Consider the following 25,715-nt stretch of genomic DNA (forward strand, 5'->3'; position numbering starts at 1 on the left):
TTACTGATTTTAAAGATAACAAGTTAAGTGAGCTTATTTATTAAAGAAGACAAAAAAAGCGGCAGGTTTTCCTGCCGCTTTAAAAATTTAATAATCAATTCTTGTTTAGCCCTTTAACCAGGCATTGCGAAGTTCGATCTTATCGCTATCAGCATTTTGCATCTCGGCGTAAGTCGTTTCCATAGCTTTTGGAGTTGTTATCTTACCTTCAAGAGTCAATTCTTCACCATCTCTTGTTACAGTCATAGAAATATCATCACCTTCCTTCCAGTTCTGGCTCGCCATTATAAGATCATAAACATTCTGAATATTATATTCGGTTCCATTAACAGATTTTAGAGTGTCTCCTCCCTTAATGCCGAAATCTTTCAGAAAAGTATTCAGTTCAACATCCGGGCGGAAGATGATCTCCATGGTTTGTTGATTAGCAGTAATATACGGATTTTGACCCTTAATGAAGAATCCAACTTCATTCATAATTTCCTTTTCTTCCAGTCCTACCTTAGCAAAAAATTCATTGTAAGGAATTGGAGTAGGGCCGCTCACATAGGTATCGAAGAATTCCTGTATTTCGGGATACGTTAGATCCACGATAACAGGGATAAGTTCTTCATCATTAAAAGGCTTGTCCTTTCCATACTTATTGTTTAACTTTTTCATTAGGTCAAGAATACCCATTTTTCCACCGCTTAGCTCTCTAAGACGAATATCGAGAGCCATTCCGATTAGAGCGCCTTTCTGATATACATTGTAATAACTGTCTTTGTATTCGTCCTCGAGAATGTTTTTGCTCATTACGGTAAAAGGCACTGTATCATCAAATCTTTTTGAAGTGTTTATCTTTTCAACCATGCGGTTGTAGAATTCCTGGTTGCTAATAAGTCCCTGGTTTACCTGAAAAAGGTTCGCAAAATACTCTGTCACACCTTCATACATCCATAGATGCTGAGACATTTTTGGATCATTATAATCGAAGTAGTGAACTTCATTGGAGTGAATTCCCAGCGGTGTAATAATATGGAAGAATTCGTGAGATACGATATCGGTCATGCTTTTGTCCAGTGCACTGGCTTCCATAGACTCTGGCATTACAACAACAGTAGAAGTGTGGTGTTCAAGCGCGCCAAAATTCCCGGCATTGCCTTCTCCAGGAGAATCTGAAAGGTATACTAGGATCGCATATTTATTCGTACTGTTTATATCTCCCATGAACTTTTTCTGTGCGTTTATCATCTTTTCCATTTCTGGTTTAAGACTGGCGGCAGAATGTTTCTTATTCGGAGAATAAACACTTACCAAAACCTGCATATCCTGAACCATAAAGCTGGTTGTATCTGGAGCAGAATACATGATAGGGTTATCTATAACTTCAAAATACCTTTCCAGGTTATAAATGTCTATTTTAGTATTATCATCTTCACCGGGCATGGTTTTGTCCAGGGTTAGAGAAGTGCCAGCAATTAAATCTGAAGGTCTAAGGATCTCCAGGCGGAAATCTTCTTCCTTCATCTGGTCAAAATATCCCACAAATCCGTGAAGGTTTAGAAGGAAGTTTTCACCCTTTAAAATGTTGGTCCCGGCCATGGAATAAACCCCACCTTCATTTTCCCAATCGAAGGAATCATTTACCTGGTACATTACTTTATCAAGATCTTTAGCTTTGACGATAGAATAACTATTGTCATCGATCTTAGTGAATTCCATTTCATTTCCCTTATAATCCAAGGCTTTAAATCCTTCTGCGAATTTCCCGTAGTTATCTTCAGAATAGGTTCCAGGAACTGTTTTAGGAATATTGAAAGTCGTGGTTTCAGAAGTGAATTTATCCGGATCTACGGTGACCCAAACCTTATCGTTTTCTACATCTATCAGGTTAATTTTCGCCAGGATTGGCTGTTCCGGTTCAGCCTGGGGTACATTTTGAGTTTTACAGGCAAAAAGCATCGCCGATGCCGCAACTCCTAATATTACTTTTTTCATATACGATTCTTTACAGATATTAGACTTCAATAATATGAAAATGTTACAAAAGAAAAGGCGCCCTTAGGCGCCTTTTTTAATTATATAGCTCAAGCCATTACACTCTTACATGGCCTTCACCAAGGACATAATACTTGTTAGTTACAAGTTGTTTCAATCCTAACGGACCTCTGTGGTGTAGCTTATCTGTAGAAATTGCCAGTTCGGCTCCAACTCCCATTTGTCCACCGTCTGTAAACCTGGTAGAAGCATTGTGATACACAGCTGCACTGTCTACCTGCTCCATAAATGTGAGTGCCTCATCTTTATCTTTCGTAATAATTGAGGCAGAGTGTCCACCGGAATACTGGTTAATCTTATCGATTGCTGCATCCAGACCATCAATAGCTCCAATCACGATCTTCATCGCCAGAAACTCTTCATACCAGGTATCTTCATTCGGAACTTTTTCTTCATCTGTCAGAACTTTCGATACTTCTTCGTCTACAAGAATATTTACCTTATTATCTCTGAACAATTCCTGAAGCTCCTTCAATTTAGATTCATAGCCTTCTATATTCTTATCAACAAGAACTTTATCTAGCGCGTTACAACCGGAGATCTTATCGATCTTAGCATTAAGCATCACTTTCTTAGCTACCTCAAAATCGGCATTTTTAGATACATATAGGAAGTTATTTCCTCTACCGCTTACCAGAACTGCTCCGGTAGCGTGTTCTTTTACAAAACCAATCAATCTTTCACCACCACGTGGTACGATAAGATCTAATTGATGAGGAGGATTTTTCAGAAATTCCTGAGTCTCTGTTCTATCCATATGCAATAGTTCGATCCAATCTTTCTCCAATCCGTTTTCCTGAAGAGCTTCATGCCAGCACTCTTCAAGGATCTTATTACTATTTATGGCTTCTTTACCTCCTTTTAAGTAAATCTTGTTGTTAGCCTTGAATGCAAGAACTGCCGCCTCAATAGTAACGTCTGGTCTTGATTCATAAATTATTAGAATATTTCCGAAAGGAGCCGTTTTGTTGGTAATGTCTAATCCAGTATCCAGCTTACGATGTTCGATCACCTGCCCAACTGGATCGTCCTGTTCCATAACCTCTCTTACGGAACGAATCATATCATCAACTTTATTATCATCAACTACCAGCCTGTCATAAAGTGCCTGGTCGTCTCTGGAAAAAGCATCCTGATCCTGTTTGTTAGCTTTAATAATTTCTTTGCGTCTTTTATCCAGGATATTAATCATGGATTTAAGTACGTTATTTTTGGTTTCAGATTTTATCAACTTCATTTTATTCTTTTCTTTAGTTTGTTAATCTAGTTTTTTCTACGAGGTAAACTTAGTACCAACAGGTTTTCCTGCCATAATATCAAGGATCACATCCTCTCGCTTACCGTTTGCGATGTAAGTGGTAATGTTTTTGGATGCAGTACCTTTAGCGATCTTAATTTTAGACTCCATTCCTCCACGGCCTTCACCTTCACCTTTATCTGATGCCTGAACGTATTTTTCAACATTCTCATCTACCTGAACTTTATTCAGTTTTTCTGAATCATCAGCTTCCGGGTGACCGGTATATAATCCGTCGGTATCACTTAGAATGATCAGTTTTTCTGCACCGATCAATTCAGCAACAAGACTGGCTAGCTCATCATTATCAGAGAACATAGACATGGTCACAGAAACCGCATCATCTTCATTCGCAATTGGAATAATTCCTTCGGAAAGTAAAGATTCATAACAATTGATCATATTCTCTCTGTGTATGCCAGGGCTGAAGTCTCGCTTAGTGGCCAGCACCTGGGCACATCTCATTCCGTAATCATGAAAAATACTATAATAATGTCTCATCATTCTTGGTTGTCCTACCGATGAATAAACCTGTCTACGTTTACTATCGTCTTCAATATTAATTTCACCAAGAATTTCTTTTCCTGCGATAGCAGAACCTGAAGAAACAAGAACCACCATAATATCTTCTTCATAAAGATGGTGAATCTGCCTTACCAGGCTTTTTAATACTGGTCCTAAAATTCTATTGTCCTTATTGGTCATCACGTTAGTTCCAACCTTTACAACAATTCTTCTTTTATTATCCATTTTTAGAGGCTTTCGTTATCTGAATTTAGTTATTTTTCTTCTCCAAGTTCTACTGCACGATCGAAGGCGGCATAGGCTGCATCCTTAATTAGATCCTTAACATTATTATCGTCCATAGAATCTAATGCAGCTCTGGTTGTTCCACCTTTGGAAGCTACACGATCCATCCAGGTACCTGGAGAAAGGTCATTTCGATTAAATAGTTCTACCGCGCCCTCAAAGGTCTGACTTACCAATACCTTGGAATCGTTCTTTGAGAAGCCCATTTTCCTGGCAGCTTCCAGCATAGAGTTCATAAAGTAGAATACATATGCAGGACCACTACCTGAGATTCCGGTGGAAGCGTCGATATAATTCTCATTTTCTACATGTATGGATTCACCGGTAGTGTCTAATAGATTACGTACCATTAGTAATTCTACTCGAGAAACTTCTTTTGATTCCGTATAGGAAGTTACACCTTTTCCAACCTGCGCGGGAAGGTTAGGCATTGCTCTCACAACTTTTTTCACATTAAGACCATCCTGAATTTTACCGATTGTTACACCGGCCATAAGGGATACAAATATTTGCTCCTTATTCACCATTGGTTTCATTTCTTCAAAAAGATCTTCACAGTGGTAGGGTTTTACCGCAACAAATACCATATCTGCCTGGGGCAGGCAATCTTCAAGAGATTCATATACGTCGAAATGGTCAAGATCTCTTAACCTGGCAATCACATCTGCCGACTTATCGAAAACCATAAGGTTTCTTCTGTTTAGCATTGCAGATTGCGCCATTCCTTCGGCGTAAGTTAATCCCATATTTCCTGCTCCAATAACTAATGTCTTCATTTTTGTTTTTTTGGTTCAAATTGTATTGGCCCTCTGCCAAAATATTGCATCCAATATTGGACAAATACCATGCGACAATGCCAATACTATTGTTTAGCATTCATTTTGAGCCAATAATTTACTTTGAATTTGCGGAAGCTTGCATTAATAAAACCATAAAATCCTCTAAAATATCTTAAACTGTTGCCTATTATTTTGGTGATATGTTCAAGAGAGGAGATTAAAATTTAAAAGTATCTTTGTTAATTTGAGGTAATTATGAAGATATGATATTTGCCAAAATTTGGTAATTATTGCTGAATTAATTACTTTCTTAAAATAATGTTATTTGTATTTAAGAATTCTTAATAATTCGGAATATTTGCAGAAATGGCAATTTTCTGTAATTATGTCAGGTTTTAAAAAAAGTTGCTTTTAAAACTCGTGGCAAATGAATCAGACTAAAAATGAATTCGAGGTGATTAACCTAGGAATACTGTTATTTACCGCAATAATTGTTTGAATAATAGTATTTTTTCTTCATTGAAAATGGTATTATTACGGGTTCTAGAATTTCTGTTTTATTACAGAGTAAAAACCTACTACTCAGATTGATGAAAAGTACCAAAGAGAGCCCTGCAGCTGAGTCTGTAAAAGAAAATAAAATTAACCAATCCAGGATTATTGCTGTTGGAGCGAGCGCCGGGGGATTAGAGGCCTTGAAATCCTTTTTTAAAAATATTCCTGCGAGCGACATAAATTCCTATGTGGTAATTCAACACCTGTCTCCCGATTACAAAAGTATGATGGGAGATCTTTTGAAAAAGCATACAAATTTACCCATTGTCCAGATCACCGATGAAATGGAGGTCAAGCCTGGGCATGTCTATTTAATTCCGCCAGCCAATAATCTGGTGCTGGACGGAGATTCTTTGCACCTTACTAAAAAGCCGAACAATCAAACTCTCAATCTTCCTATAGATATGTTCTTTGAGTCGATGGCCAAACAACGAAAGGAGAGAAGCATTGGTGTGATTCTTAGTGGTACAGGAAGTGATGGAACCAGGGGAGTTAGGGCGATCAAGGAAAATGATGGGATGGTGATGGTGCAAGAACCTTCAGAAGCCAAATTTGATGGAATGCCAAAGAGTGCCATCAATACGGGTCTGGTAGATTATATTCTTCCCGTGGACGAAATGGGACCGGAGCTAATTGAATTCATCTCTGCGCCACCAATATTTCATTTCAAGGATGGAGATGTTCAATATGACGAGAAGGAACTAAATAAGATCCTTAATTATATAGATCAAAAGGCAGGTCTTGATTTCAGGGAGTACAAATATGCGACTCTAGCCCGTAGAGTAGCGCGTCGTGTGAATATTTGTAAGTGTAAAGACCTAAGCGAATATTATGAATTTCTGAAATCTGATGATGAGGAGGTAGAGATTCTATACAGGGAATTCCTTATTGGTGTAACGAAATTTTTCCGTGATGATAAGGTGTGGGAAGTCTTAAGAGAAGAGGTTTTTCCAAAGCTTATCGAAGAAAAAGAAGATGGTGAAGTACTAAAGGTATGGGATGTGGCATGTAGTACAGGTGAAGAAGCTTATTCTTTCGCGATGTGTCTGCATGAAGAAATGGAGAAGCAGGGTAAGAATATCGAACTTAAGATCTTCGCTACAGATATCTCACAGCCTCATTTGGATATAGGAAGTAAAGGTATCTATCCTGAAAGTATTGTAGCCGATGTATCCAAGGATCTTTTACTTAAATATTTCCTGAGCAAATCTAATGGATACCAGGTCTCAGAGAAGATAAGGAGAACGGTAATCTTTTCCAAGCATAATATCATCAAGAATCCGCCATTCAGTAATATGGATATGGTGGTATGCAGAAATCTACTTATTTATTTTCAGAACAGCATTCAGAAAAAGGCGATGAATATGCTTCACTATGGCCTTAAAAAGGATGGAATACTTGTTTTGGGAACCAGCGAAAGCGTACAAAGTCACCGGGAAAATTTTTCTGAAATTAACAGAAGGTGGAAGATTTATAAGAACGTTAAACCAAGTACGAGGATAAAGAATGGTATTAGCCATGCATCCAGTAATGGCGAATTGAATGCCAGCTTACTTGAAAATAGATCTGATAAGGAAAGGAAAAAATTCCGGGGGTCTGGTACAAATCCAATTAAACAAAAGCTACAAACCGAGCTTAATGAGACTATTCTGGAACAATTTGGAGGTGCTTCAGTTTTTGTAGATTCAAATTATAATATTCTTCAGGCAGTAGGAGAATTCAGGAAATATGCTAACTTACCTTTAAGTGGTTTTTCCATAAACCTGTTGGATATGCTGGACAGGGACCTGAAATATATTGTCCAGTCTACCTTCAACAAAGCGTTCAAAAAACAGGAAAGGGTTGTTTATCGCGACGTGGTAGTTAAGAAGGATGATAAAAAAATAGGTGCCGATATTGTAATTAAACCTTTCAAAGATCACAGTCTGGAAGGAGAAACGAATTATGTGATCACCTTCATTGAAAAGGAGCTTAACTTTGATGAGGTTGAGGAGGTGGCTAAAATAAGTCCGTCCAACCAAACGAAAGAATATGTTGCTAACCTTGAAAATGAATTAAAAAGTACTAAAGAGGATCTTCAAACCTCATTAGAGGAAATTGAAACCAGTAATGAAGAATTACAGGCGGCCAATGAAGAACTTTTGGCCTCGAATGAAGAACTACAAAGCACCAACGAAGAATTACAGAGTGTAAACGAAGAGATCAATACTGTAAATGCCGAGAATATCCAAAAGATGGATGATCTTGCGGCCTTGAATGCAGATATGAATAACCTTCTTAAAAGTACAGATATTGGGGTTATATTCCTTGATTCAGATTTTAAGATCAGGAAGTTTACCCCGGCTATCAAAAAGCATTTTAGTCTTATTAATGGCGATATTGGAAGACCAATTGATAATTTTATTAATAGCTTCGGATTAACCAGGAAGCAAAGTTTTATAGACAGGTGTAAGAAGGTTCTGAATAATGGAAAGATCCTGGAAAAGCATATTGTTTCCAGGGAAGGAAAAAATTACCTTCAGAGAATAAGTCCTTACATGGATTCTAATAATGAGGTTGATGGTGTGGTAATCTCCTTTATCGATATCGAGACCATTCAGAAATCCAAGGAAAAGCTAATGGCGAGTGAACAGAGGTTTAAATCATTCTATGAGGATGACCCTGTTTTACATGTCAGTGTAGATCCAAAAACTTCGAAAATAGTTCAGTGTAATAAAAAGGCTGTACAGAAGCTGGGATATGAAGGCAAGGAAGACCTTATTGGAAAACCAATTCATGAGCTGTTTGTTAAAGGTTCACAGGTTACGGCTCTGAAATTGAAGAGTAGTATCAAAAAATCCGGTGAGCTTATCAACCTTGAGCAAAAAATGCGTACCAGTAAGGGCAGGATCCTCCCTGTTATTCTGAATGCGACCGCAGAAAAGGATGAGAATAACAACCTAGTTACTATAAGGTATACCTGCGTGGATATTTCAGCACTAAAGAAAGCTCAGGAACAATTAAAGGAACAGAAGAACGATCTTGAAAGAGCGAATAGAGACCTCGAGCAGTTCGTATCCATTTGTTCTCATGACCTTCAGGAACCTTTAGCTACTATTAAATTTGGTAGTGATGTCCTTGGAAAAATGTATGCGAGTCAGCTTGATGAAAAAGGTGAGAATTACATTAAGTATATCAAAAATGCCTCAGACAGACTTTCTGCTCAAATCAGGGCACTTCTCGAACATTCCAGAATTGGTAAGAATGGGGAAAAAACCATGATAGACACCAAAGAGATTGTGGAAGTGGTGAAATATGACCTGGGTAAAAGTATCAAGGACTCCAATGCAAAAGTACATACAGGGGCGCTGCCAAAACTTATGGGGTACGAAGTGGAGCTTAGGCTACTTTTTCAGAACCTAATAAGCAATGCCATAAAGTATGTTCCTAAAGATAGAGATCCTGAGATTAGGATTTCAGCATATAGAGAAAATGACTTCTGGGTATTTTCCATTATGGATAACGGTGTAGGTATTTCGAAAGAAGATCAGAAGAATATATTTACAATCTTCAATCGCGTGCCAGGAAATGAGGATAGGGAAGGAACAGGTGTAGGTCTGGCTCACGTAGAAAAGATTGTTCTGTTACATGAAGGAAGTATCTGGGTAGATTCCCAGGAAGGAGTGGGCAGTACCTTCTATTTTAAATTAAAAGCGGAATAGCAAGATGCCCCAGCAAAGTTACCCGGAAAAGGTAGACATCTCCAATTGTGAGAAAGAACCCATACATATTATAGGAAAATCTCAGGCACATGGTGTGATTGTAGCCTGTAACAAGGAAAATCTGCAGATAACTCAAATTGGGAGAAACACCGATGAGTTCTTTGGAATTCCTTATAATGATCTTCTTTCTAAAAACCTTAGTGCTCTTATTGGCGAGAAAGCAGCCAATGAACTGGGAAAAGAGATCAGGTCTGGCAAACAACTCGAAGCAAGAGAATTTAAGATCAACGAGGTGGAGTTTATTGCAATTCCTCATATTTCAGGCGAAAGCCTGATCGTTGACTTCGAGCCTGCAATGAGTGACCTTAATCCTTTCAAATATCAACGAGAACTATCCAACATACTAAATACCCTGGGAGCTTCAGAGTCTCCAGAAGAATTATGCTTTGATGTGGCAAGGATCACCCGAAATATCTTTGGATATGACCGGGTTATGGTTTATAAGTTCGATGAGGAATGGAATGGAGAGGTAATCGCAGAGGAAAAAACCGATCAGCTTGAGAGCTGGCTGGGTCTGCATTATCCAGCGAGCGATATTCCAAGGCAATCACGTGAATTGTTCATGAAGCACAGAGTACGAATCATTGGCGACGTAAATTATTCACCAGTACCCTTAGAACCTGAATTATCTCCAATAAATAACGATCCTCTGGATCTTTCAAGATCTGAGCTTAGAGGTGTATCTCCAATACATATTGAATACCTTCAAAATATGAAGGTGGGTGCCTCTTTAACTGCGGCATTAATAAGCAATGGAAAATTATGGGGTCTACTGGCCTGTCATCACTATTCCAGTAAGATCATTGATTATTACCACCGGCAAACCTGTGAATTTCTCACCCAGATTTTCTCAAACGAGCTAACCTTAAAAGAGACCAATCTCTATATAAAGAAATTAGAAGAATGGGGAAAGATAAGGGATGAGCTAGTTACGCAAATTGAATCTGAAAGCAAGATAAAGAAAGGTCTAACCGATAAGAAAGTGATCTTTACAGATCTTATGGACTGTGAAGGAGGTGCACTAATGCTCAATAATAAATTACGCCTGGTTGGTGAAACTCCTAATAAAGAGCAGGTAAAGGCCCTCATCAGGAATTATTTGTCTGGTAAGAGCGAGGCGGTTTATTTCACGAAAAATCTTTCAAAGTTTTATTCACCGGCAGAGGAATTCACCGATACAGCTTCAGGAATTTTAAGTATTAAATTAGGAAGAAGCAATAACGATTTTCTTATATGGTTCCGGCCTGAGGCGATACAGAAGGTGAATTGGGGCGGAAATCCTGAAAATAAAGCGGGTTATGACGAGGAAAAACAACGGATAACTCCGCGGAAGTCATTTAAAAAATGGACACAGAATTTAACGGGGGTATCTGATGCTTGGCTGGATTACCAGATAAGTGCAGCAGGTGCAATTAGGGAAAGCCTTGGTAGTATTATCCTGGAGAAGCAGAAACTCAAGATAGATAATCTTAATAAGCAGCTAATGAGAGCCCATGAAGAGCTGGAACTATTCAGTCAGGGACTTTCACATGACCTTAAAGCGCCTTTAAGAGGAATAGATGGTTATGCACATATTCTTAAAGAGGATCATTATAATGAACTTGAGAAATCCGGGAAGAAGGCTGTAGATACTATTTTAAGTTCTACCAAGGAAATGGGGGAGCTTATTGATAATATTTTATCCTTCGCAGGGGTTTCCGGCCAAAGTCTTGATAAGCAAATATTCTCGGTAAATCATTTATTAGAGGACATCATGGAGACTTTTAATATTAGGGTAAATTATTCTGGTACCACTGTCAAGGTAGAAAGTGAACTGCCAAGGATGATGGGAGATAAGCGAATGATTGCCCAGGTATGGTCTAATCTTATCGTGAATGCCCTTAAATATACTGAACGCGAGGATGAACCGAAGGTTGAAATAGGCTGCATGGCTAAAGACAATAAATCTGTATATTTTGTTAAAGACAATGGAATAGGTTTTGACCCAAAATTCAAAGAAGAAATATTCGATCTTTTCTCGAGGTTTTCCGGCAGTAATTTTAAGGGAACCGGTATAGGCCTCGCCATCGTGAAAAAGATCATTGAAAAACATAATGGTAGGATATGGGCTGAAAGTGAGCCAGGAAAAGGGTCTACTTTCTATTTTTATGTTTAACAATTCAAAATTGCCAGTTATACGACTTTGTGATAATTTCGTATACTTTATAATAATTAAAAATAAATGATCAATACTTCTCTCCGAATATTATTGGTGGAAGACCAGGAGACCGATGCGGAATTGATAAAGAGACAGATCAATAAAATTGTAAAGCACCCTGAGATAGAGTTGACAGATGATATCGAAGGATGTAAAGAACAATTATTGAACTTTGCACCAGATGTAGTGCTTTCCGATTATAATCTGCCAACCTGTACAGGTCTTGATATTATGGAAACGGTTAAGGAATATGACGAAGATATAGCCTTTATTTTCATAACCGGAACCATAAATGATGAAGAACTAGCCGCGAATACCATTTTAAATGGAGCTTCAGGATATATCTTGAAGAAACATATGAATAATCTTGGAGAAAAACTTGAACCACTTTTGAAAAAAGTAGTGTTTAATATGGTAGCCAGGGATGATCTTAGAGAAAAGATAAGAAATAATAAGATTACCGTAAATCAGATCTATGATTATCTCGATAAGATAAATGAAGATAATGCCGAACACAGGCAGAATGTAGAAAAGATTAAACAGGCCATAAATCAATTTAGATTAGATGATGAAGATGCTGGATAGACTGCGAGAAGAGACTTTAGAACTGCATAAGGAACTGGAGAAAGATAATCTCGCCAATAAGATCATGGATAACTCTATAGGAATGGATGATTATACCAATCTTCTTTTTCAGAATTATGTAGCTTATAAAAGCGCCGAGTCTGAAATTGCCAGATTCCTTCTTGATTATAGCAGTGATAAAACGAATCGCTTGAAGCAGGACCTATCTGGATTAGGAATGTATGATCTTGAATTTGACCTTGAATTCGAATGTCATAATGAAGCTGAAGCTCTTGGTGCCTCCTATGTTATTGAAGGATCAGCGATGGGAGGGATGCTCATAGGAAAGCAGCTCAAAAATTGTAAAAATCTTAATGGAATAGGTCAACAACAATTTTTCTCTGGCGACCGGAGCAGTATGAAAGGCTGGAATAAATTCCTAAAATATCTTCGCACCAGGGAATTTACAGAAGGCGAAGTGAATTCAGCGGCGACCAAAGCAAAAGATACCTTCTTATTGTTTCAAAAAGCTTTTGCCCTGGTTCCCGATAATTGCTAATTCCAGTATTGGCTTTTTAGAAAAATATTAGCTAGGTTTATTTACACAAATCTCCAAGGAATGAACCAGATCATTAAACTTAGCTTTTCCTTCTTATTTTTAATAATATCAAATCTCCCTGTTTTTGCACAAGGAGGAAGAATTCCTGTTTCTGCAGAAAACGGGATGGTGGTTAGCAGCCATCATCTGGCCTCAGACGTTGGTAAAGATATTTTGAAAAAAGGTGGTTCGGCTGTGGATGCCTCGGTGGCAACAGCTTTTGCACTGGCAGTGACCCTTCCTTCTGCTGGAAATATTGGAGGAGGAGGCTTTCTGGTATATTACGGAAAAGACGGTGAAAATACTACCTTCAATTTCAGAGAAAAGGCTCCACTAGCAGCTACCAAAAGGATGTATTTGGGAGAGGATGGGAAGGTGCGAGAAAACTCCAACCATGACGGGATATTATCGGTTGGTGTGCCGGGAACGGTCGCCGGTTTGTTTACAGCCCATAAAAAATATGGCAAGCTAGACTGGAAGGAGTTGGTTCAGCCGGCTATAGATCTTGCTGACAATGGATTTGAGGTAAGCGAACCGTTGGCTGGATTTTCGCAGTGGTTGGATAGGAACAAGTCAGAATTTCCTTCTACTGCGAAGGTTTTTTTAAAACCCGATGGTACTCCATATGAACCGGGCGATTTGCTAATCCAAAAAGACCTGGCTGAAACTCTGAAAAGAATACGGGATAAAGGTGTAGCTGGTTTTTACCAGGGAAAAACAGCAGATCTAATAGCCAGTTTTATGAAAAAGGAAAATGGCCTAATTACTAAAAAGGATCTGAAAAAATATAAAGCCCAGGAGTTACCGCCGGTAAAAGGGAATTATCGCGGTTATGATATTTATGGAATGGCACCTCCAAGCTCGGGAGGTGTGGCTCTTATAGAAATGTTGAATATCCTGGAAGGATTCGATCTCAGATCTACAGGTCATAATTCAGCAAGAAGTTTACATTATTTAACCGAGGCAATGCGCCGGGCATATTCCGATAGGGCTCAGTTCCTGGGAGATCCCGATTTCAACCCAAAAATGCCGTTAGAGCAATTGCTTTCAAAATCGCATGCAGAGCAACTAAGAAAAACTATAGAGCATAACAGAGCATCTGTTAGTGATTCAGCAAATTTCAACCAGGCACATATGGCGTATGAAAGTACAGAAACCACCCATCTTTCTGTTATTGATAATGATGGAAATGCCGTTTCTCTTACCTATACCCTGGAACAGTCCTATGGATCAAAGATCGTGGTAGATGGAGCAGGTTTTCTGTTGAATAATGAGATGGGCGACTTCAACGCGATTCCCGGTTGTACCAATTCCAAAGGTCGTATAGGTACAAAGCCTAACCAAATTGCGCCAGAGAAAAGGATGTTATCAAGTATGAGCCCAACAATCGTTACCAGGGATGGTGAACCTTATATTATTATTGGAACTCCAGGAGGCCGAACCATTATAAATACAGTGTTGCAGGTGATCGTAAATATGATAGATTTTGGATTGAACATTGCTGAGGCCATTGAATCTCCACGTATGCATCACCAATGGCTGCCAGATACATCATATATGGAATCCTGGGGTTTTTCTCCAGATACAAGGGAAATTTTGGAGGAAATGGGTCATGAAATTAGAACCAGGAGAAGCCAGGGTAGGGCAATGGGTATATTTATAGATCCAGCGAATGGGAGAATCTATGGGGCAGCAGACTCCAGGAGTTTTGATGGGAAAGCCTCAGGATACTAAAGCTTTACATTTTGCAATTCCTGAACTTCGCCAGTTTTCATTGAGCCCAGGTATTCATTCGCTATTCTTACTCTCACTAACCTTAGTGTGGGGAAGCCAATAGCTGCAGTCATCTTTTTTACCTGACGAAATTTGCCTTCGGTAAGGGTAATGCTTATCCAACTAGTTGGGCCATGGCGTTCATCCCTTATAGCTTTTGCTCGTTCTGGAAATTCCGGCCTTTTATTTAATATTCTTGCATCGCAATTAAGGGTTTGGTAGGATTTTCCATTTATGCTTATATCTACTCCCTTTTTAAGCTTATCAATTGCATGCTCCGTGATTTTTCCATCTACCTGAACATAATACTCCTTCTCACTGTTGCCTGCCGTGATCTTGGTGCTAAGTTTTCCATTAGTGGTCAATATTAGCAATCCTTCTGAGTCTTTATCCAGTCTTCCCACTGCCATCGTTCCTTTAGGAAAATCGAATAACTCTCCCAACAGTTTATGTTTACCTGCCTTCTTCTGGTTTGTAATGAACTGACTTAGGTAACCATAAGGTTTATAGATCTTAAAATGTCTGTGCATAGTTTCAAAATAAAAAATGCCCTGAAAATTCAGGGCATTCTCAATATTTTAATTTGATTTACTGATCCTGGTTTTCAGGAACCGGGAAACCTCGGTCGCGCATTAAAGCGTCGATTTTGGCATCTCTACCACGGAATTTTTTATAGGCTTCAGCAGGATCCATCGCATTTCTAGGAGCAAACAAGTACTTCACCAGTTTCTCTGCTATCTCTTTATCATAAAAACCTCCTGGTGCTTCAGCAAAAGCTTCGGCAGCATCAGATGTTAGAACATCAGCCCAAAGATAACCGTAGTAACCAGCGGCATAACCTTCACCTGAGAAAACATGCCCGAAATGAGGAGTCCTGTGACGCATCACGATCTCGTCAGGCATATTAAGTTCTTTTAGAGTTTCTCGTTCAAAAGTATCAGGATCTATTTTTTCCGGATCTGTGGTGTGGTATTTCATGTCCATGATCGCAGAAGCAAGGAACTCTGTTGTAGCGAATCCCTGGTTGAAAGTAGAAGCTTTCTTTATCTTCTTCACCAGATCTGCCGGAATCACTTCATTGGTTTCATGGTGTCTAAGGAATTGATTGATCACTTTATCTGTAGATAACCATCTTTCCAGCAATTGAGATTGAAATTCAGTATAATCACGCACTCCGCTATTCAAAGTAGGATACTCGATATCTGCGGCCAGAAAATGTAAAGCATGTCCGAATTCATGGAAAAAAGTTTCGGCATCATCCCAGGATACCAGAACCGGCTCACCTGGAGCTGGTTCTATAAAATTTGAATTGTTTGATGCAAGTACGGGTTTTGCGCCCGTAAGATCATTGTAGCTTCGGTAAGTAGTTGCCCAGGCTCCAGATCTCTTTCCCTGTCTTGCAAATGGATCCAGATACCACAGACCAACGATCTCCCCGGTGTTTTTATCACTAACCTCCCAAACCTTTACATCTTCATGAAATACCGGAACGCTTCCTTCCTCTACCGGAGAAAATTTAAAATTGAATAATTCTCCGGCTGTAAAAAATAACGCCTCGGTAAGATTACCTAACTCCAGGTACTGTTTCACTTCTTCGCTGTCCAGGTCATACTTTTCTTTTCTAACCTTTTCAGCATAATAGCGATAATCCCAGGGCTTTATTTTGAATTCGGCACCTTCGGCATCGGCAACCTTCTGCATGTCTTCTACTTCTTCTTCAACACGGGCCAAAGCAGCCGGCCAAACCTTCATCATAAGATCCATGGCGTTTTCCGGGTTTTTGGCCATTCTATTCTGAAGTCTCCATTTAGCATAATTCTCATAACCCAGAAGTTCAACTCTTTCATCTCGTAACTTCAAAATCTTTTTTACGATCTCATTATTATCATAATCGTCACCGTTATCTCCGCGGGAATAATAGTTGTTCCATACCTTTTCACGTAATTCTCTTTCTGTAGAGTAGGTGAGAAACGGATCCATGGAAGAGCGAGTGTTCGTCACCGCATATTTTCCCTCTTCGCCCCGATCTTCAGCAGCCTGGGCCGCCGATTTTACGTAAGAATCTGGCAAACCACCTAGTTGATCTTCGTTCAGGTAGATCACATAATTCTCTTCATCGGCAAGAACATTAGTTGAGAATTTGGTATAAAGTCCAGATAATTCTTTATTGATCGCAGCGTAGCGTTCCTTATCCTCTTTATCCAATTCGGCACCCTGCATGGCGAAATCTTCATAGATAAGGTCGATCACCCTTTGTTTAGCCGGATCAAGTGGATTTTTTTTAGATTTTTCATAAACACTTTTTATACGTTCGAATAACTCTTCATTCTGATTTATCTTCGAAGTAAACTCAGATATCTCTGGAGCCAGTTCTTTCTGAACCTCTCTGAATTCAGGACTGGAAATATTACTGCTGAAAATTCCATAATAAGTAAAAGCACGATCCAGTTCTTCTCCGGCTTTTTCGTAAGGAATAATAGTATTATCAAAAGTAGGTTCCGCAGGATTTTCAGTGATTTTGTCTATATCGTTAAGATGCATTTCCATGCCTTTTCGAATCGACGGCTTTACAAGTTCAACTTTCATTTCATCGAATGCAGGCACACCTTGATAAGGGCCTGTCCATTCAGATAATAACGGATTCTTCATAGATTCTTTTTCATTTTCCTGGCCATTACAATAGCCAATTATGGAGACCAAAGCAAAAACACTCAAGCCTTTTTTTATTTGTAATCTCATTTCTTCTTGATTTGAAAATTCGCCTGAATATACAAACTTAAAAGAAATAGGATCGGTCATTTTTTATGTTATTAAGAATCGGAATTTATAGCCCGAAAGAATCATAATATTTCAACGTAAAGAAGACGATTTGGAATGTGCTTAGATTTCCGCTAACAAAACTTTAGAAATTTCTTAGCTAATGTTCGCTTCTAAACTCGTTATCTTAGGAAAAACAAGATGTTATGAGCAAAAAATTAAATTTGGCTATTATTTATTATAGCGCCACAGGAACCAATCATCAAATGGCAGAATGGGCAAGGGAAGCCGCACAAAATGAAGATGTTGATATTCGATTCAAAAGAATTGAAGAAACTGCTCCGAAGGAAGCCATTGAACAGAATGAGAACTGGAAAAAACATTTGGAATCGACCAAAAGCATTGCTTTGGCTGAACAGGATGATCTGGATTGGGCAGATGCAATTATTTTTAGTAGCCCTACCAGGTATGGAAATTTAAGTTCCCAATTTAAAAGTTTTATAGATGCTACGGGGCCATTATGGAGCAAAGGGAAATTGGTGAATAAAGTGGTAAGTGCCATGACCAGCGCCCAAAATCCTCATGGAGGACAGGAGTCTACTTTATTATCTCTATATAAATCTATGTTTCATTGGGGAGCGATTGTCGCTGCTCCTGGCTATACAGATGAGGTCATGTTTGCTGCTGGTGGTAATCCATATGGAATTAGCGTAAGCGCCGGTGGAGATGAATTAAATGATACAACTAAAAAAGCCATAGCACACCAGGTAAAACGTACTATTGAAATTGCCCAGAAGATAAAAGCTTAAATTAGTTGTTAAAAAAAAAGGGGGAAGAAGCTTCTAATTATCAATCTTGTTCTCCCTTACTTTTTGAGCGATAGGTTTTCTGGAGAGAACTTTTCTGGGTGATATACCATATTTTTCCTTAAATATCTTTGAAAAATAACTTCGGCTGGAAAGTCCAAGCTCATAAACCACTTCACTAACATTTTTATTCCCTGTTGAAAGCACATTCAGTGCTTTGGTTAGCCTGATATCTCTGATATATTCATTTACCGTCTTACCAAAAATCACCTGGAAACCTTCCTGCAATTTATTAGTATTCACACCAACAAGTTTTGATAGATCATTTACAGTACCGGTATTGGCTATATTGGCATCGATATGTTCTACGGCTTTCTCAATAGCCTTCATATCTTTCTCTTTCAGCTTTTTGTTTTGAGCATTCTGATCATCCTTTTTAAACCTGGAAAGCATGTAGCTAAGGATTTCCAAAGCCTTAGCCCCAATAAAGTTTACCCTGGGAAAGCCAGTAATCTCGGTATTCCTTATATCTTTAATTGACTCGGCAGTTTTTAAACTGAAACTGGATTTTTCGGATATTCTGGTTGTGGCTTTTTCATCACTAAATAATTCGTAAAATATGGGTTCCAATTCATCCAGATTAAAGGAGAAATATTTCTGAAATTTCGATCGATCAATTTCAAGATAACAAAGCATCACTTTTTCATTACCTGGTATAATTAAATTATGGGTTTCCATTTCTTTTGGGGCAGCAATCAAATATTCGTGTTCTTCTACGGAATCTCTTTCTTCATTATTGCCAAAACTACTTCCTAGATTACCTTCTATACAGTAAATAAATCTAATGGGTTTTACCTGCAGGTGAGATAATCTTAACTGAGTGTCATTTTTAAAACTGACATGATAGGTATGAAGACCAATTCCGTTAGGAAAATTTATCACTTTTATTTCTCCTTCACCTATAGTTTCTGGAAGGTTCAGGGTGAATTCTCCAAGGTTTTCAGTATATATAGTTCCAAAATGATTAGCTAGTTCAGGAATGATATCATCTACTTCATTTAATTCTAAATGATATGTATTCATTTTGTTCAATTTAATTAGTGATCTTAAAAACCTGATTAAAATTACTGTCTAGGCTATTAAATCCAGAGATTTCACAGTTAAACTTATCTTAATGATTGTAAATCTGCTGGCCTTTAGGTGCAATGGCCAAAGTAAGATCGAAAAATACCTTTTTCCTTTTAAGTGAAATCTTTAACTCAGCTCTTTTCTTAACACAACCAGTGGCGGACTTTTGATAACACCCATACTATTTCCTAAACCTATACTCATAACCAATAATATGATTCCGGGGAGCAGGACTAGGAAAGGGATCCAGGAAGGAACGAAGGTAGTTTCAAAAACAAAATACCCCAGTAATAGACTGCTTAGCAAGGATAGCAGGATTCCCGAAAGAGCCCCTAAAAAACCTAGATAAAAGTACTCCAGGGCTAAAATTTTCAGGATCTGATCGCTTTTTGCTCCAAGGGTGCGCAGTAAAACACTTTCCTTTATACGCTGATATTTACTGGTCCTAACCGCACCAATTAGGACTATTATCCCCGTAAGAATACTAAAGAATGCCATAAAATTGATAAGCCATGAAATCTTATTCAGGATCTTTTCAATTAGGCTAAGAACCTGCCTGAGATCTATTATCGTGAGGTTTGGAAATTTCTCTACAAGATTTTGCTGTAATTCGGCCGAGGTATTTTCATTGGGAACTTTCGTGGTTAACACACGGAATTGTGGTGCATCCTCTAAAACCCCTTTTGGAAAGACAATCGAGAAGTTAAGTTGCATTCGGCTCCAATCTACCGTTCTTATACTTCCAACTACCGTTTTCAATAATACTCCCTGTACATTAAATGTAATTTCATCACCAACCCCAACAAGAGCATCTTTGGCGAAATTATCGCTTACAGAAATAGGGATGATTTCATTTTCCGGTTTGTTACCCGTCCATTCTCCCCGTTCAAGAATTTCTGAAGAAATCAGGCTGTCCCTGTAGGTAGTTCTGAATTCATGATGCAGTATCCAGCCATTAACCCTGGAGGTAGTATCTTCTCTGATCTCATTTACCGGAATTCCTTTTAAACTTTCAACCCGCATTGTAACAATTGGAATGTTCTCCAGGACAGTAAGTCCCTGTGCATTAATGGTTCCGGCGACCTTCTCCTGCTGTTCAGATTGAACATCGAGCATAATCATATTCGGACTTTCAGCCTGTTCGTCTATAGAAGCCTGGGCCAGTAAAAGGTCTTTGGTAAAGTACAACGTACTTATAAGGAAAGTTCCAATACCTATTGCCAGTACAAGGATGAGAGTCTGGTTTTGTGGTCGAAATAAGTTCAGAAGGCTCTGTCTCGGAATGAATCCCCAGGTACCTGGAAAATTTTTTCTAATACTTTTCATGAAAAGATTCGCGACCCCGGCTAAAAGAGAGAAGGTAATGATGATTCCAATTACGAAAAAAACAGAATATTTCCAGTCCTCAAGAAGCCAGAAGGCGAATAGAAAAATAAATATAAAGATGCCTGCTAAAACCAGTATTCCTGCTTTTTTTGATTTCAATTTTTCTGAACCCTGAGCTCTTAATGTCTCCAAGGGAGATACATATAGTGTAGATATAAGAGGGTATAATGCAAATAACACAGACATTAAGATTCCTAAAAGAATACCCATAAAGATCACCCTGGGTGCTAAATTGATTTCAACATTCACTGGTAGAATATCCTCCAGGATCAAAGGGAATAATTGCTGCAAGAAAAGGCCAAGAGTGGTACCCAGAACCCCACCAATAAATCCGATGATCGCTATCTGGATAAGAAAAATATAAAAGCTCTGTCTTTTGCTGGCTCCAAGGCATTTTAAGACTGCGATAGAGCGTAATTTTTCTTTTATATAAATATGAATCGCACTGGCAATCCCGACACAACCAAGCAGCAGTGCAATAAAAGCAACTAGGTTCAGGAACTTTCCGAAATTCTCGTATCTGCGCCCAAGTCTCTCACTGGTTGAAGTGTGTGTATCAAGATCGGCATCGTTCGCATCAAGGATAGGGTCTATTTTTTTATCAAATTTTTCCAGATCCAATTTTGGATCTGTAACGAAGTAGTAGTTATAGTCAATTCTGCTTCCTACCTGGACCAGCCCGGTTTCTTCAATGAATCTATGCGGAATTATCACGGGAGGAGCTATAGAGCTAAATATTTCCGAACTACCCGGAACAGATTTTAATGCGCCTCCAACGGGTAATTCAATATTCCCGATTTTGATCTTATCTCCCTTTTCTATTCCTAACTGAAGCATAACCGTAGCATCCAGTAGGGCTGAACCATTTCCCTGGTATTCATTGGCAGCTTCTTTCGGAACTGTTTCCAGATCTCCATAGAATGGAAAGCCGCCCTTAATTCCTCGAACCCGAACCAATTTGGTTCCTTCTTTACCCGGGAAAGCAGCCATCGACGCAAAACTTATTTCCTTAGCATCTGGGCCACCCAGGGAATCTAAAATGAAAGAAACTCTTTCATTCGGCAGATTATCACTGTCTATGATATAATCGGCACCCATTAGGGATTTAGATTGCAATGCGATATTATCTTTCAGGTTACTGCTAAAAGATTGGATGGAAACCACCGCCGCTATACCAAGAACTATGGACGCCATGAATAAGGTCAGTTTTCTACTGCTGGCTTTTCCGTCCCGGAGAGCCATTTTTAAAAGCCAGTTAAAACCTGCCTTTTTGGGTGTGTTCAATTTAGGGTCTAACATATTCAAACCTTTAAGGTTTCCAGGATCCTTCCACCTTTAAGCCTAAGGATCTTCTGGGTTTTTCTGGCCAGTTCCAAATCGTGGGTTACGATCACAAGTGTAGTGCCTGCGTCCTGGTTCAATTCCATAAGAAGGTCTATAACCTTCTGCCCGGTTTCCTCATCCAGGTTACCGGTAGGCTCATCGGCAAAAAGTATTGCCGGCCTGTTGCTAAAGGCCCTGGCAACTGCCACTCTTTGTTGTTCACCACCTGAAAGTTGTGTAGGGTAATGATCAAATCGATCTCCCAGACCAACCTTAGTCAATAATTCCATTCCAATTTTAGTTGCATTTTTATCTCCACGGAGTTCAAGGGGGACTGCTACATTTTCAAGAGCTGTAAGGGTTGGTATTAATTGGAAGTCCTGAAACACGAAACCTACGTTCTGATTCCTTAATAAAGCTCTTTCATCTTCGTTTAGATCGTTAATAAAAGTGCCGCAAAGTTCAATGCTTCCTGAATCTGGTTGATCAAGACCTGCACAAAGACCTAGCAAGGTAGTTTTACCACTTCCGGAAGGACCTATGATGGCAAAGGTCTCTTTTTCTTCAATTTCAAAACTGATATCCTCAAGCACCGTGAGATCTTTCGATCCACTTTTGTAACTTTTCTTCAGGTTTTGAATACTTAAAATTTTTGCCATCTTCTTACTTTTAGGTTTCTTTATCGATCTGAACAAAATAAAGAAATGATTTCAATAATATCTATATAACTATGAGAAGCTTCACATTGTTTTTAACATTGTTCATGATGATCCTTATTTCCGGATGTGGTGACAATAAAAAAAAGGAAGCCAGTGAATCTGAAGAATCTGTTCAACAGGAATCTGCCCAGGCTCAGGAAGATAAAGTGATACTGATGTTTGGCGATAGTCTTACGGCCGGTTACGGATTGGAAGAGCAGGAGGCATTTCCGGCAATTCTGCAAAGGAAGATCGATTCACTTGGATTAGCATATAAAGTCGTGAATGCAGGATTAAGTGGTGAAACGACTTCGGGAGGTAGAAACAGGATAGACTGGGTGCTTAAACAAAACGTGGATGTATTTGTTCTGGAATTGGGAGCAAATGATGGATTACGCGGTATTCCACTTTCCGAGACCCGTAAAAACCTTCAGGAGATCATCGATTTTGTTCGAGCAGAAAACCCTGACGTGGAGATAGTTCTTGCCGGGATGCAAATACCGCCCAATATGGGACAGAATTATACCTCGGAATTCAAAAATATCTTTCCTGAACTTGCTGAAAAAAATAAGGTTCATCTAATCCCATTTTTACTTGAAGATGTTGCTGGAAATCCCGATTTGAATCAACAGGATGGTATACATCCAACGGCTGAAGGGCATAGGATCCTTGCCGAAAATGTTTGGGAAGTTCTTAAACCAATTGTACAGGAATAAAAAAAGCACCCCATTTGGTGCTTTTTCCAGAGAAGAATGGTTAATTCGAAGAAGTGAAAATCTTATTGATAAATTGGCACTTTTAAACCTACATAAAGATCTGCCGTTTTACTGGAATCTGATAAAAGGCTGGTAATTAAAGATGCTGAACCTATCGTAAGTGGTCCTAATCTTAAACCTGCTCCTGCAGCGAATCCGTCATATTGCCTTATGCTGACTGGCAGATAAAAACTGAAAATCCTTGTTTCGAATCTTGGAGTGGCAGTCACCGTGTTTATTATTCTGTTGGCCTGTTCCTTGTTGTTGGAAACAAGAGAAAAAGATCCATTCAAACTAACGTAGAGTCTTTTGGTAAAATTATAGTCGGCTATGAAATGCAGGGCAGTGGGCAAACTTATCTTACTGTTTAGAAATCTCTGATTACCCTCGTAGTTATCGTCCAGAAATTCTTCCAGGGTTTTATTTTCAAGTTCGCTTGTAGAAGCTGTATTATTGAGGTTGTAAGCAGTGAAATCGGTATCATCATATGAAACCTTTCCAATATCGGTTAAGGAAAGCCCTAATTTGAATTTATACTTATTGTCTTTTTTAGTTAGAGAGTCAAGGTCCGGAGTATTTCTGAATTCATATATGAAACCAATATCTCCACCAAATCCAGATCCCGTGGCTTCAAATTCAAAATCTTCGCCGTTAAAATCTGTTGAAAAACCATAATTGAGAGTTCCTGAAGTGGTAAGTATTTCATTCATCGCATCATATTGTCCTTCCAGAGCCGGTGATCCTGCGAACGCGGTACCACCACCCTGTAAATATTTCAAGGTGATTCCTCCTTTTAGAAAATGGGATTGCTGGTCTAATAATATCCGGCCGTAGGTAATGCCAATTTCACCCCAGACATGGGTAGTCCCGGTGAAATCATTCATTTCAAAATTAAAATTTTCAGCGGTATCAAAATCTTTGGACAGGCTTTCATATAGTTCACCGTTTATGTTATTCAGGTTGAGAAAAGCCCTTAGCCTGGAAGTAAATCCCAGACTATGTTTAGGAGACAGGTTAAACATGAATGAAGGCCCTAAAACATCAAAATTCAGGAAGAATTGATTGTTATTCATTGGATTTTGATCTACATCATCTTCAAAATCGAAACCGTCCTCATTATTGAGGTCGCTGAATTCAATCGAAAAATAGTCACTACCGGCGAATGTCGAAACAGAAAAAAGGTTGACATCAGTTCTCATTCTGGAATCTGTAACCGCTGAAGGGTTAGTAATTATACCATGAATTCCGCTGTAATTATCCAGAGTGTGGCCAATATAGGATTGGGAATGTAGCGGAAGGTTGTAAAAGCAGATGACTAAAATGATATAGGTGAATCTTTTCATTATCCTGAGAATTAGTTCAAGCTTTAATTTAAAGCATTTAACTTCCTCATGGAATACCCTCACCTGGGTATATTCTGATTTTGCAACCGGATGGTTTTCTGACTATTTTGATATCTGGCTAATGGAGTATGAGGCAATTAATGAAATGGCGGCAGTGGTACCCAGGCTTCCGCCATAACCTTCAAAAAAGGATCCTGTTAGCAGGTAAATTATCGAAAATGTGAGTCCGGATAGGCCTATGATCCAGACCTCTTTAATTACTCTGGAAGTAGCCATTCCAATAAATGAAGTACCCATAACGACCAGGGGAATATGAGTAGTAAGGTTTTCATTCAAAAGGTCAGGAATGAAAAAGAAAAAACCTCCTGCAAATACTGAAACTCCTGCTGAAGCCATCACACCTCCCAGCTGGAATTTGTTGTTCAGTAAAAAAGTGAGCAAGGCGCCGGCAATACCAGATATTAAAATGATCGCTATATCCATATTAGAAAATCAGGTAAAGGATAAGTGAAACCAGGGCTACACCACCAAAAGCAATGGTTCCAAGTTTCCCTCCAAATCCCTGAAGGGTTGTTTTAGTAAATATTAAAAGGATTCCGCTAAATAAACCTGCTGCCAGAATAAAAGCGTACCCGTTTGCAATCAAAGGAGAGGTCATCCCGGCGAAGGCTCCGCAATACATAGCAACAGGGAGCTCTCTTAAAATTTCAGATCTTCTGTTGAGATAGGGGAGAAGGGAACTGGCTAAACCTGTAATCCCGGCGGAAAGAACTACTCCAAGCCCTGCTTCAATATTAAAGGCATAAGTAACCACAGCGCCTAAACCAGTAAAAAGGATCAGTATTACATCTAATTTTCTGTAAACAGAATTCCGAAAACTGAATTTTTTGATGTAGAAGAAAGCAAGTAATGCGATTATCCCTGAAAATATAGCGATAAGATAGGGGTTAGGACATTTGTCATAAATGGCGGTCAGGATAAATACGAAGTGCAGGGCGATGATGAAAAGGCCAGATAACCTAGTTAAGAATCGATACAATTTTTGAAAATAATTTGATTTCAAATCTTTTGCAAAAATGGGAAAAATTCAAGGTTCTGTAGGGTGAAAATATGGATTTATTCACTGGAAGTTTTATTATTCATTT

The 25,715-nt window shown here is 38.8% G+C and carries 19 protein-coding genes; 7 read left to right on the forward strand and 12 right to left on the reverse strand.

Translation table 11 applies throughout. The annotated features are described in order from the left end of the window. Window positions 1–105: 105 nt before the first annotated feature. The 4 genes from ML462_RS11695 to proC form a co-directional block, all read right to left on the reverse strand. Window positions 106–1,980 carry a M61 family metallopeptidase gene (locus tag ML462_RS11695; protein WP_240714002.1) on the reverse strand — a complete coding sequence of 625 codons (1,875 nt, stop codon included), beginning with the start codon at window positions 1,978–1,980 and terminating at the stop codon, window positions 106–108. Between the two features lie 97 nt (window positions 1,981–2,077). After that, complete coding sequence (locus ML462_RS11700) at window positions 2,078–3,277, reverse strand: glutamate-5-semialdehyde dehydrogenase (RefSeq protein WP_240714003.1); 1,200 nt, start codon at window positions 3,275–3,277, stop codon at window positions 2,078–2,080. A gap of 36 nt (window positions 3,278–3,313) precedes the next feature. Next, complete coding sequence (gene proB, locus ML462_RS11705; protein ID WP_240714004.1) at window positions 3,314–4,087, reverse strand: glutamate 5-kinase; 774 nt, start codon at window positions 4,085–4,087, stop codon at window positions 3,314–3,316. Between the two features lie 29 nt (window positions 4,088–4,116). Continuing rightward, complete coding sequence (proC, locus tag ML462_RS11710) at window positions 4,117–4,923, reverse strand: pyrroline-5-carboxylate reductase (RefSeq protein ID WP_240714005.1); 807 nt, start codon at window positions 4,921–4,923, stop codon at window positions 4,117–4,119. Window positions 4,924–5,516: 593 nt separating this feature from the next. On the opposite strand from proC, the gene ML462_RS11715 reads away from it, so the two are divergent. From ML462_RS11715 to ggt, 5 genes are all read left to right on the forward strand, one after another. Then, window positions 5,517–9,182, forward strand: coding sequence for a CheR family methyltransferase (locus ML462_RS11715; RefSeq protein ID WP_240714006.1), 3,666 nt, complete (start codon window positions 5,517–5,519; stop codon window positions 9,180–9,182). A 4-nt stretch (window positions 9,183–9,186) separates the two neighbouring features. Next, window positions 9,187–11,397, forward strand: a complete 2,211-nt coding sequence (locus tag ML462_RS11720; protein WP_240714007.1) for an ATP-binding protein — start codon at window positions 9,187–9,189, stop codon at window positions 11,395–11,397. A gap of 66 nt (window positions 11,398–11,463) precedes the next feature. Continuing rightward, entirely contained in the window at window positions 11,464–12,024 is a 561-nt protein-coding gene (locus ML462_RS11725) for a response regulator (protein ID WP_240714008.1), read from the forward strand. Continuing rightward, a complete protein-coding gene (locus tag ML462_RS11730; RefSeq protein ID WP_240714009.1) occupies window positions 12,005–12,562 on the forward strand; it encodes a biliverdin-producing heme oxygenase in 558 nt (185 codons plus the stop codon). The genes ML462_RS11725 and ML462_RS11730 overlap by 20 nt, the downstream gene beginning before the upstream one ends. A 60-nt stretch (window positions 12,563–12,622) precedes the next feature. Next, window positions 12,623–14,335 (forward strand): gamma-glutamyltransferase, encoded by a 1,713-nt coding sequence (gene ggt / locus ML462_RS11735; protein ID WP_240714010.1) that lies wholly within the window; start codon window positions 12,623–12,625, stop codon window positions 14,333–14,335. Here ggt and ML462_RS11740 read toward each other — a convergent pair. Continuing rightward, complete coding sequence (locus tag ML462_RS11740) at window positions 14,332–14,904, reverse strand: pseudouridine synthase (protein ID WP_240714011.1); 573 nt, start codon at window positions 14,902–14,904, stop codon at window positions 14,332–14,334. The genes ggt and ML462_RS11740 overlap by 4 nt on opposite strands. A 58-nt stretch (window positions 14,905–14,962) precedes the next feature. Next, window positions 14,963–17,113: a M3 family metallopeptidase gene (locus ML462_RS11745; protein WP_240714012.1), complete on the reverse strand. Its 2,151-nt coding sequence runs from the start codon at window positions 17,111–17,113 to the stop codon at window positions 14,963–14,965. Window positions 17,114–17,337: 224 nt separating this feature from the next. On the opposite strand from ML462_RS11745, the gene wrbA reads away from it, so the two are divergent. Then, on the forward strand, window positions 17,338–17,940 hold the full coding sequence (gene wrbA / locus ML462_RS11750; protein ID WP_240714013.1) for an NAD(P)H:quinone oxidoreductase: 603 nt from the start codon (window positions 17,338–17,340) through the stop codon (window positions 17,938–17,940). Between the two features lie 33 nt (window positions 17,941–17,973). On the opposite strand, the gene ML462_RS11755 is transcribed toward wrbA, so the two are convergent. The 3 genes from ML462_RS11755 to ML462_RS11765 form a co-directional block, all read right to left on the reverse strand. Beyond that, entirely contained in the window at window positions 17,974–19,020 is a 1,047-nt protein-coding gene (locus ML462_RS11755) for a helix-turn-helix transcriptional regulator (RefSeq protein ID WP_240714014.1), read from the reverse strand. 171 nt (window positions 19,021–19,191) lie between these two features. After that, window positions 19,192–21,750 (reverse strand): ABC transporter permease, encoded by a 2,559-nt coding sequence (locus tag ML462_RS11760; protein WP_240714015.1) that lies wholly within the window; start codon window positions 21,748–21,750, stop codon window positions 19,192–19,194. A 2-nt stretch (window positions 21,751–21,752) separates the two neighbouring features. Next, a complete protein-coding gene (locus ML462_RS11765; protein ID WP_240714016.1) occupies window positions 21,753–22,433 on the reverse strand; it encodes an ABC transporter ATP-binding protein in 681 nt (226 codons plus the stop codon). Window positions 22,434–22,504: 71 nt separating this feature from the next. On the opposite strand from ML462_RS11765, the gene ML462_RS11770 reads away from it, so the two are divergent. Then, on the forward strand, window positions 22,505–23,188 hold the full coding sequence (locus tag ML462_RS11770; RefSeq protein ID WP_240714017.1) for an arylesterase: 684 nt from the start codon (window positions 22,505–22,507) through the stop codon (window positions 23,186–23,188). Between the two features lie 62 nt (window positions 23,189–23,250). Here the strand turns inward: ML462_RS11770 and ML462_RS11775 are convergent, their stop codons facing one another. The 3 genes from ML462_RS11775 to ML462_RS11785 all read right to left on the reverse strand — a co-directional run bounded on the left by ML462_RS11775 (window position 23,251) and on the right by ML462_RS11785 (window position 25,609). Then, a complete protein-coding gene (locus tag ML462_RS11775) occupies window positions 23,251–24,570 on the reverse strand; it encodes a DUF5723 family protein (RefSeq protein ID WP_240714018.1) in 1,320 nt (439 codons plus the stop codon). A 102-nt stretch (window positions 24,571–24,672) separates the two neighbouring features. Next, on the reverse strand, window positions 24,673–25,053 hold the full coding sequence (locus ML462_RS11780) for a hypothetical protein (protein WP_240714019.1): 381 nt from the start codon (window positions 25,051–25,053) through the stop codon (window positions 24,673–24,675). A gap of 1 nt (window position 25,054) precedes the next feature. Further along, window positions 25,055–25,609 (reverse strand): hypothetical protein, encoded by a 555-nt coding sequence (locus ML462_RS11785; protein WP_240714020.1) that lies wholly within the window; start codon window positions 25,607–25,609, stop codon window positions 25,055–25,057. Window positions 25,610–25,715: the final 106 nt, after the last annotated feature.

It is taken from the genome of Christiangramia lutea (genome assembly GCF_022489035.1).
Taxonomy (GTDB): Bacteria; Bacteroidota; Bacteroidia; order Flavobacteriales; family Flavobacteriaceae; genus Christiangramia; species Christiangramia lutea.

What these genes read in the sequence shown, in the direction of transcription:
- ML462_RS11695 (WP_240714002.1), bottom strand. Translation starts at nt 1,980, where the DNA reads ATGAAAAAAGTAATATTAGGAGTTGCGGCATCGGCGATGCTTTTTGCC.
- ML462_RS11760 (WP_240714015.1), bottom strand. Translation starts at nt 21,750, where the DNA reads ATGTTAGACCCTAAATTGAACACACCCAAAAAGGCAGGTTTTAACTGG.
- ML462_RS11715 (WP_240714006.1), top strand. Translation starts at nt 5,517, where the DNA reads ATGAAAAGTACCAAAGAGAGCCCTGCAGCTGAGTCTGTAAAAGAAAAT.
- proC (WP_240714005.1), bottom strand. Translation starts at nt 4,923, where the DNA reads ATGAAGACATTAGTTATTGGAGCAGGAAATATGGGATTAACTTACGCC.
- ML462_RS11755 (WP_240714014.1), bottom strand. Translation starts at nt 19,020, where the DNA reads ATGAATACATATCATTTAGAATTAAATGAAGTAGATGATATCATTCCT.
- ML462_RS11720 (WP_240714007.1), top strand. Translation starts at nt 9,187, where the DNA reads ATGCCCCAGCAAAGTTACCCGGAAAAGGTAGACATCTCCAATTGTGAG.
- wrbA (WP_240714013.1), top strand. Translation starts at nt 17,338, where the DNA reads ATGAGCAAAAAATTAAATTTGGCTATTATTTATTATAGCGCCACAGGA.
- ML462_RS11765 (WP_240714016.1), bottom strand. Translation starts at nt 22,433, where the DNA reads ATGGCAAAAATTTTAAGTATTCAAAACCTGAAGAAAAGTTACAAAAGT.
- ML462_RS11780 (WP_240714019.1), bottom strand. Translation starts at nt 25,053, where the DNA reads ATGGATATAGCGATCATTTTAATATCTGGTATTGCCGGCGCCTTGCTC.
- ggt (WP_240714010.1), top strand. Translation starts at nt 12,623, where the DNA reads ATGAACCAGATCATTAAACTTAGCTTTTCCTTCTTATTTTTAATAATA.
- ML462_RS11725 (WP_240714008.1), top strand. Translation starts at nt 11,464, where the DNA reads ATGATCAATACTTCTCTCCGAATATTATTGGTGGAAGACCAGGAGACC.
- ML462_RS11700 (WP_240714003.1), bottom strand. Translation starts at nt 3,277, where the DNA reads ATGAAGTTGATAAAATCTGAAACCAAAAATAACGTACTTAAATCCATG.
- ML462_RS11770 (WP_240714017.1), top strand. Translation starts at nt 22,505, where the DNA reads ATGAGAAGCTTCACATTGTTTTTAACATTGTTCATGATGATCCTTATT.
- ML462_RS11740 (WP_240714011.1), bottom strand. Translation starts at nt 14,904, where the DNA reads ATGCACAGACATTTTAAGATCTATAAACCTTATGGTTACCTAAGTCAG.
- ML462_RS11775 (WP_240714018.1), bottom strand. Translation starts at nt 24,570, where the DNA reads ATGAAAAGATTCACCTATATCATTTTAGTCATCTGCTTTTACAACCTT.
- ML462_RS11745 (WP_240714012.1), bottom strand. Translation starts at nt 17,113, where the DNA reads ATGAGATTACAAATAAAAAAAGGCTTGAGTGTTTTTGCTTTGGTCTCC.
- ML462_RS11730 (WP_240714009.1), top strand. Translation starts at nt 12,005, where the DNA reads ATGATGAAGATGCTGGATAGACTGCGAGAAGAGACTTTAGAACTGCAT.
- proB (WP_240714004.1), bottom strand. Translation starts at nt 4,087, where the DNA reads ATGGATAATAAAAGAAGAATTGTTGTAAAGGTTGGAACTAACGTGATG.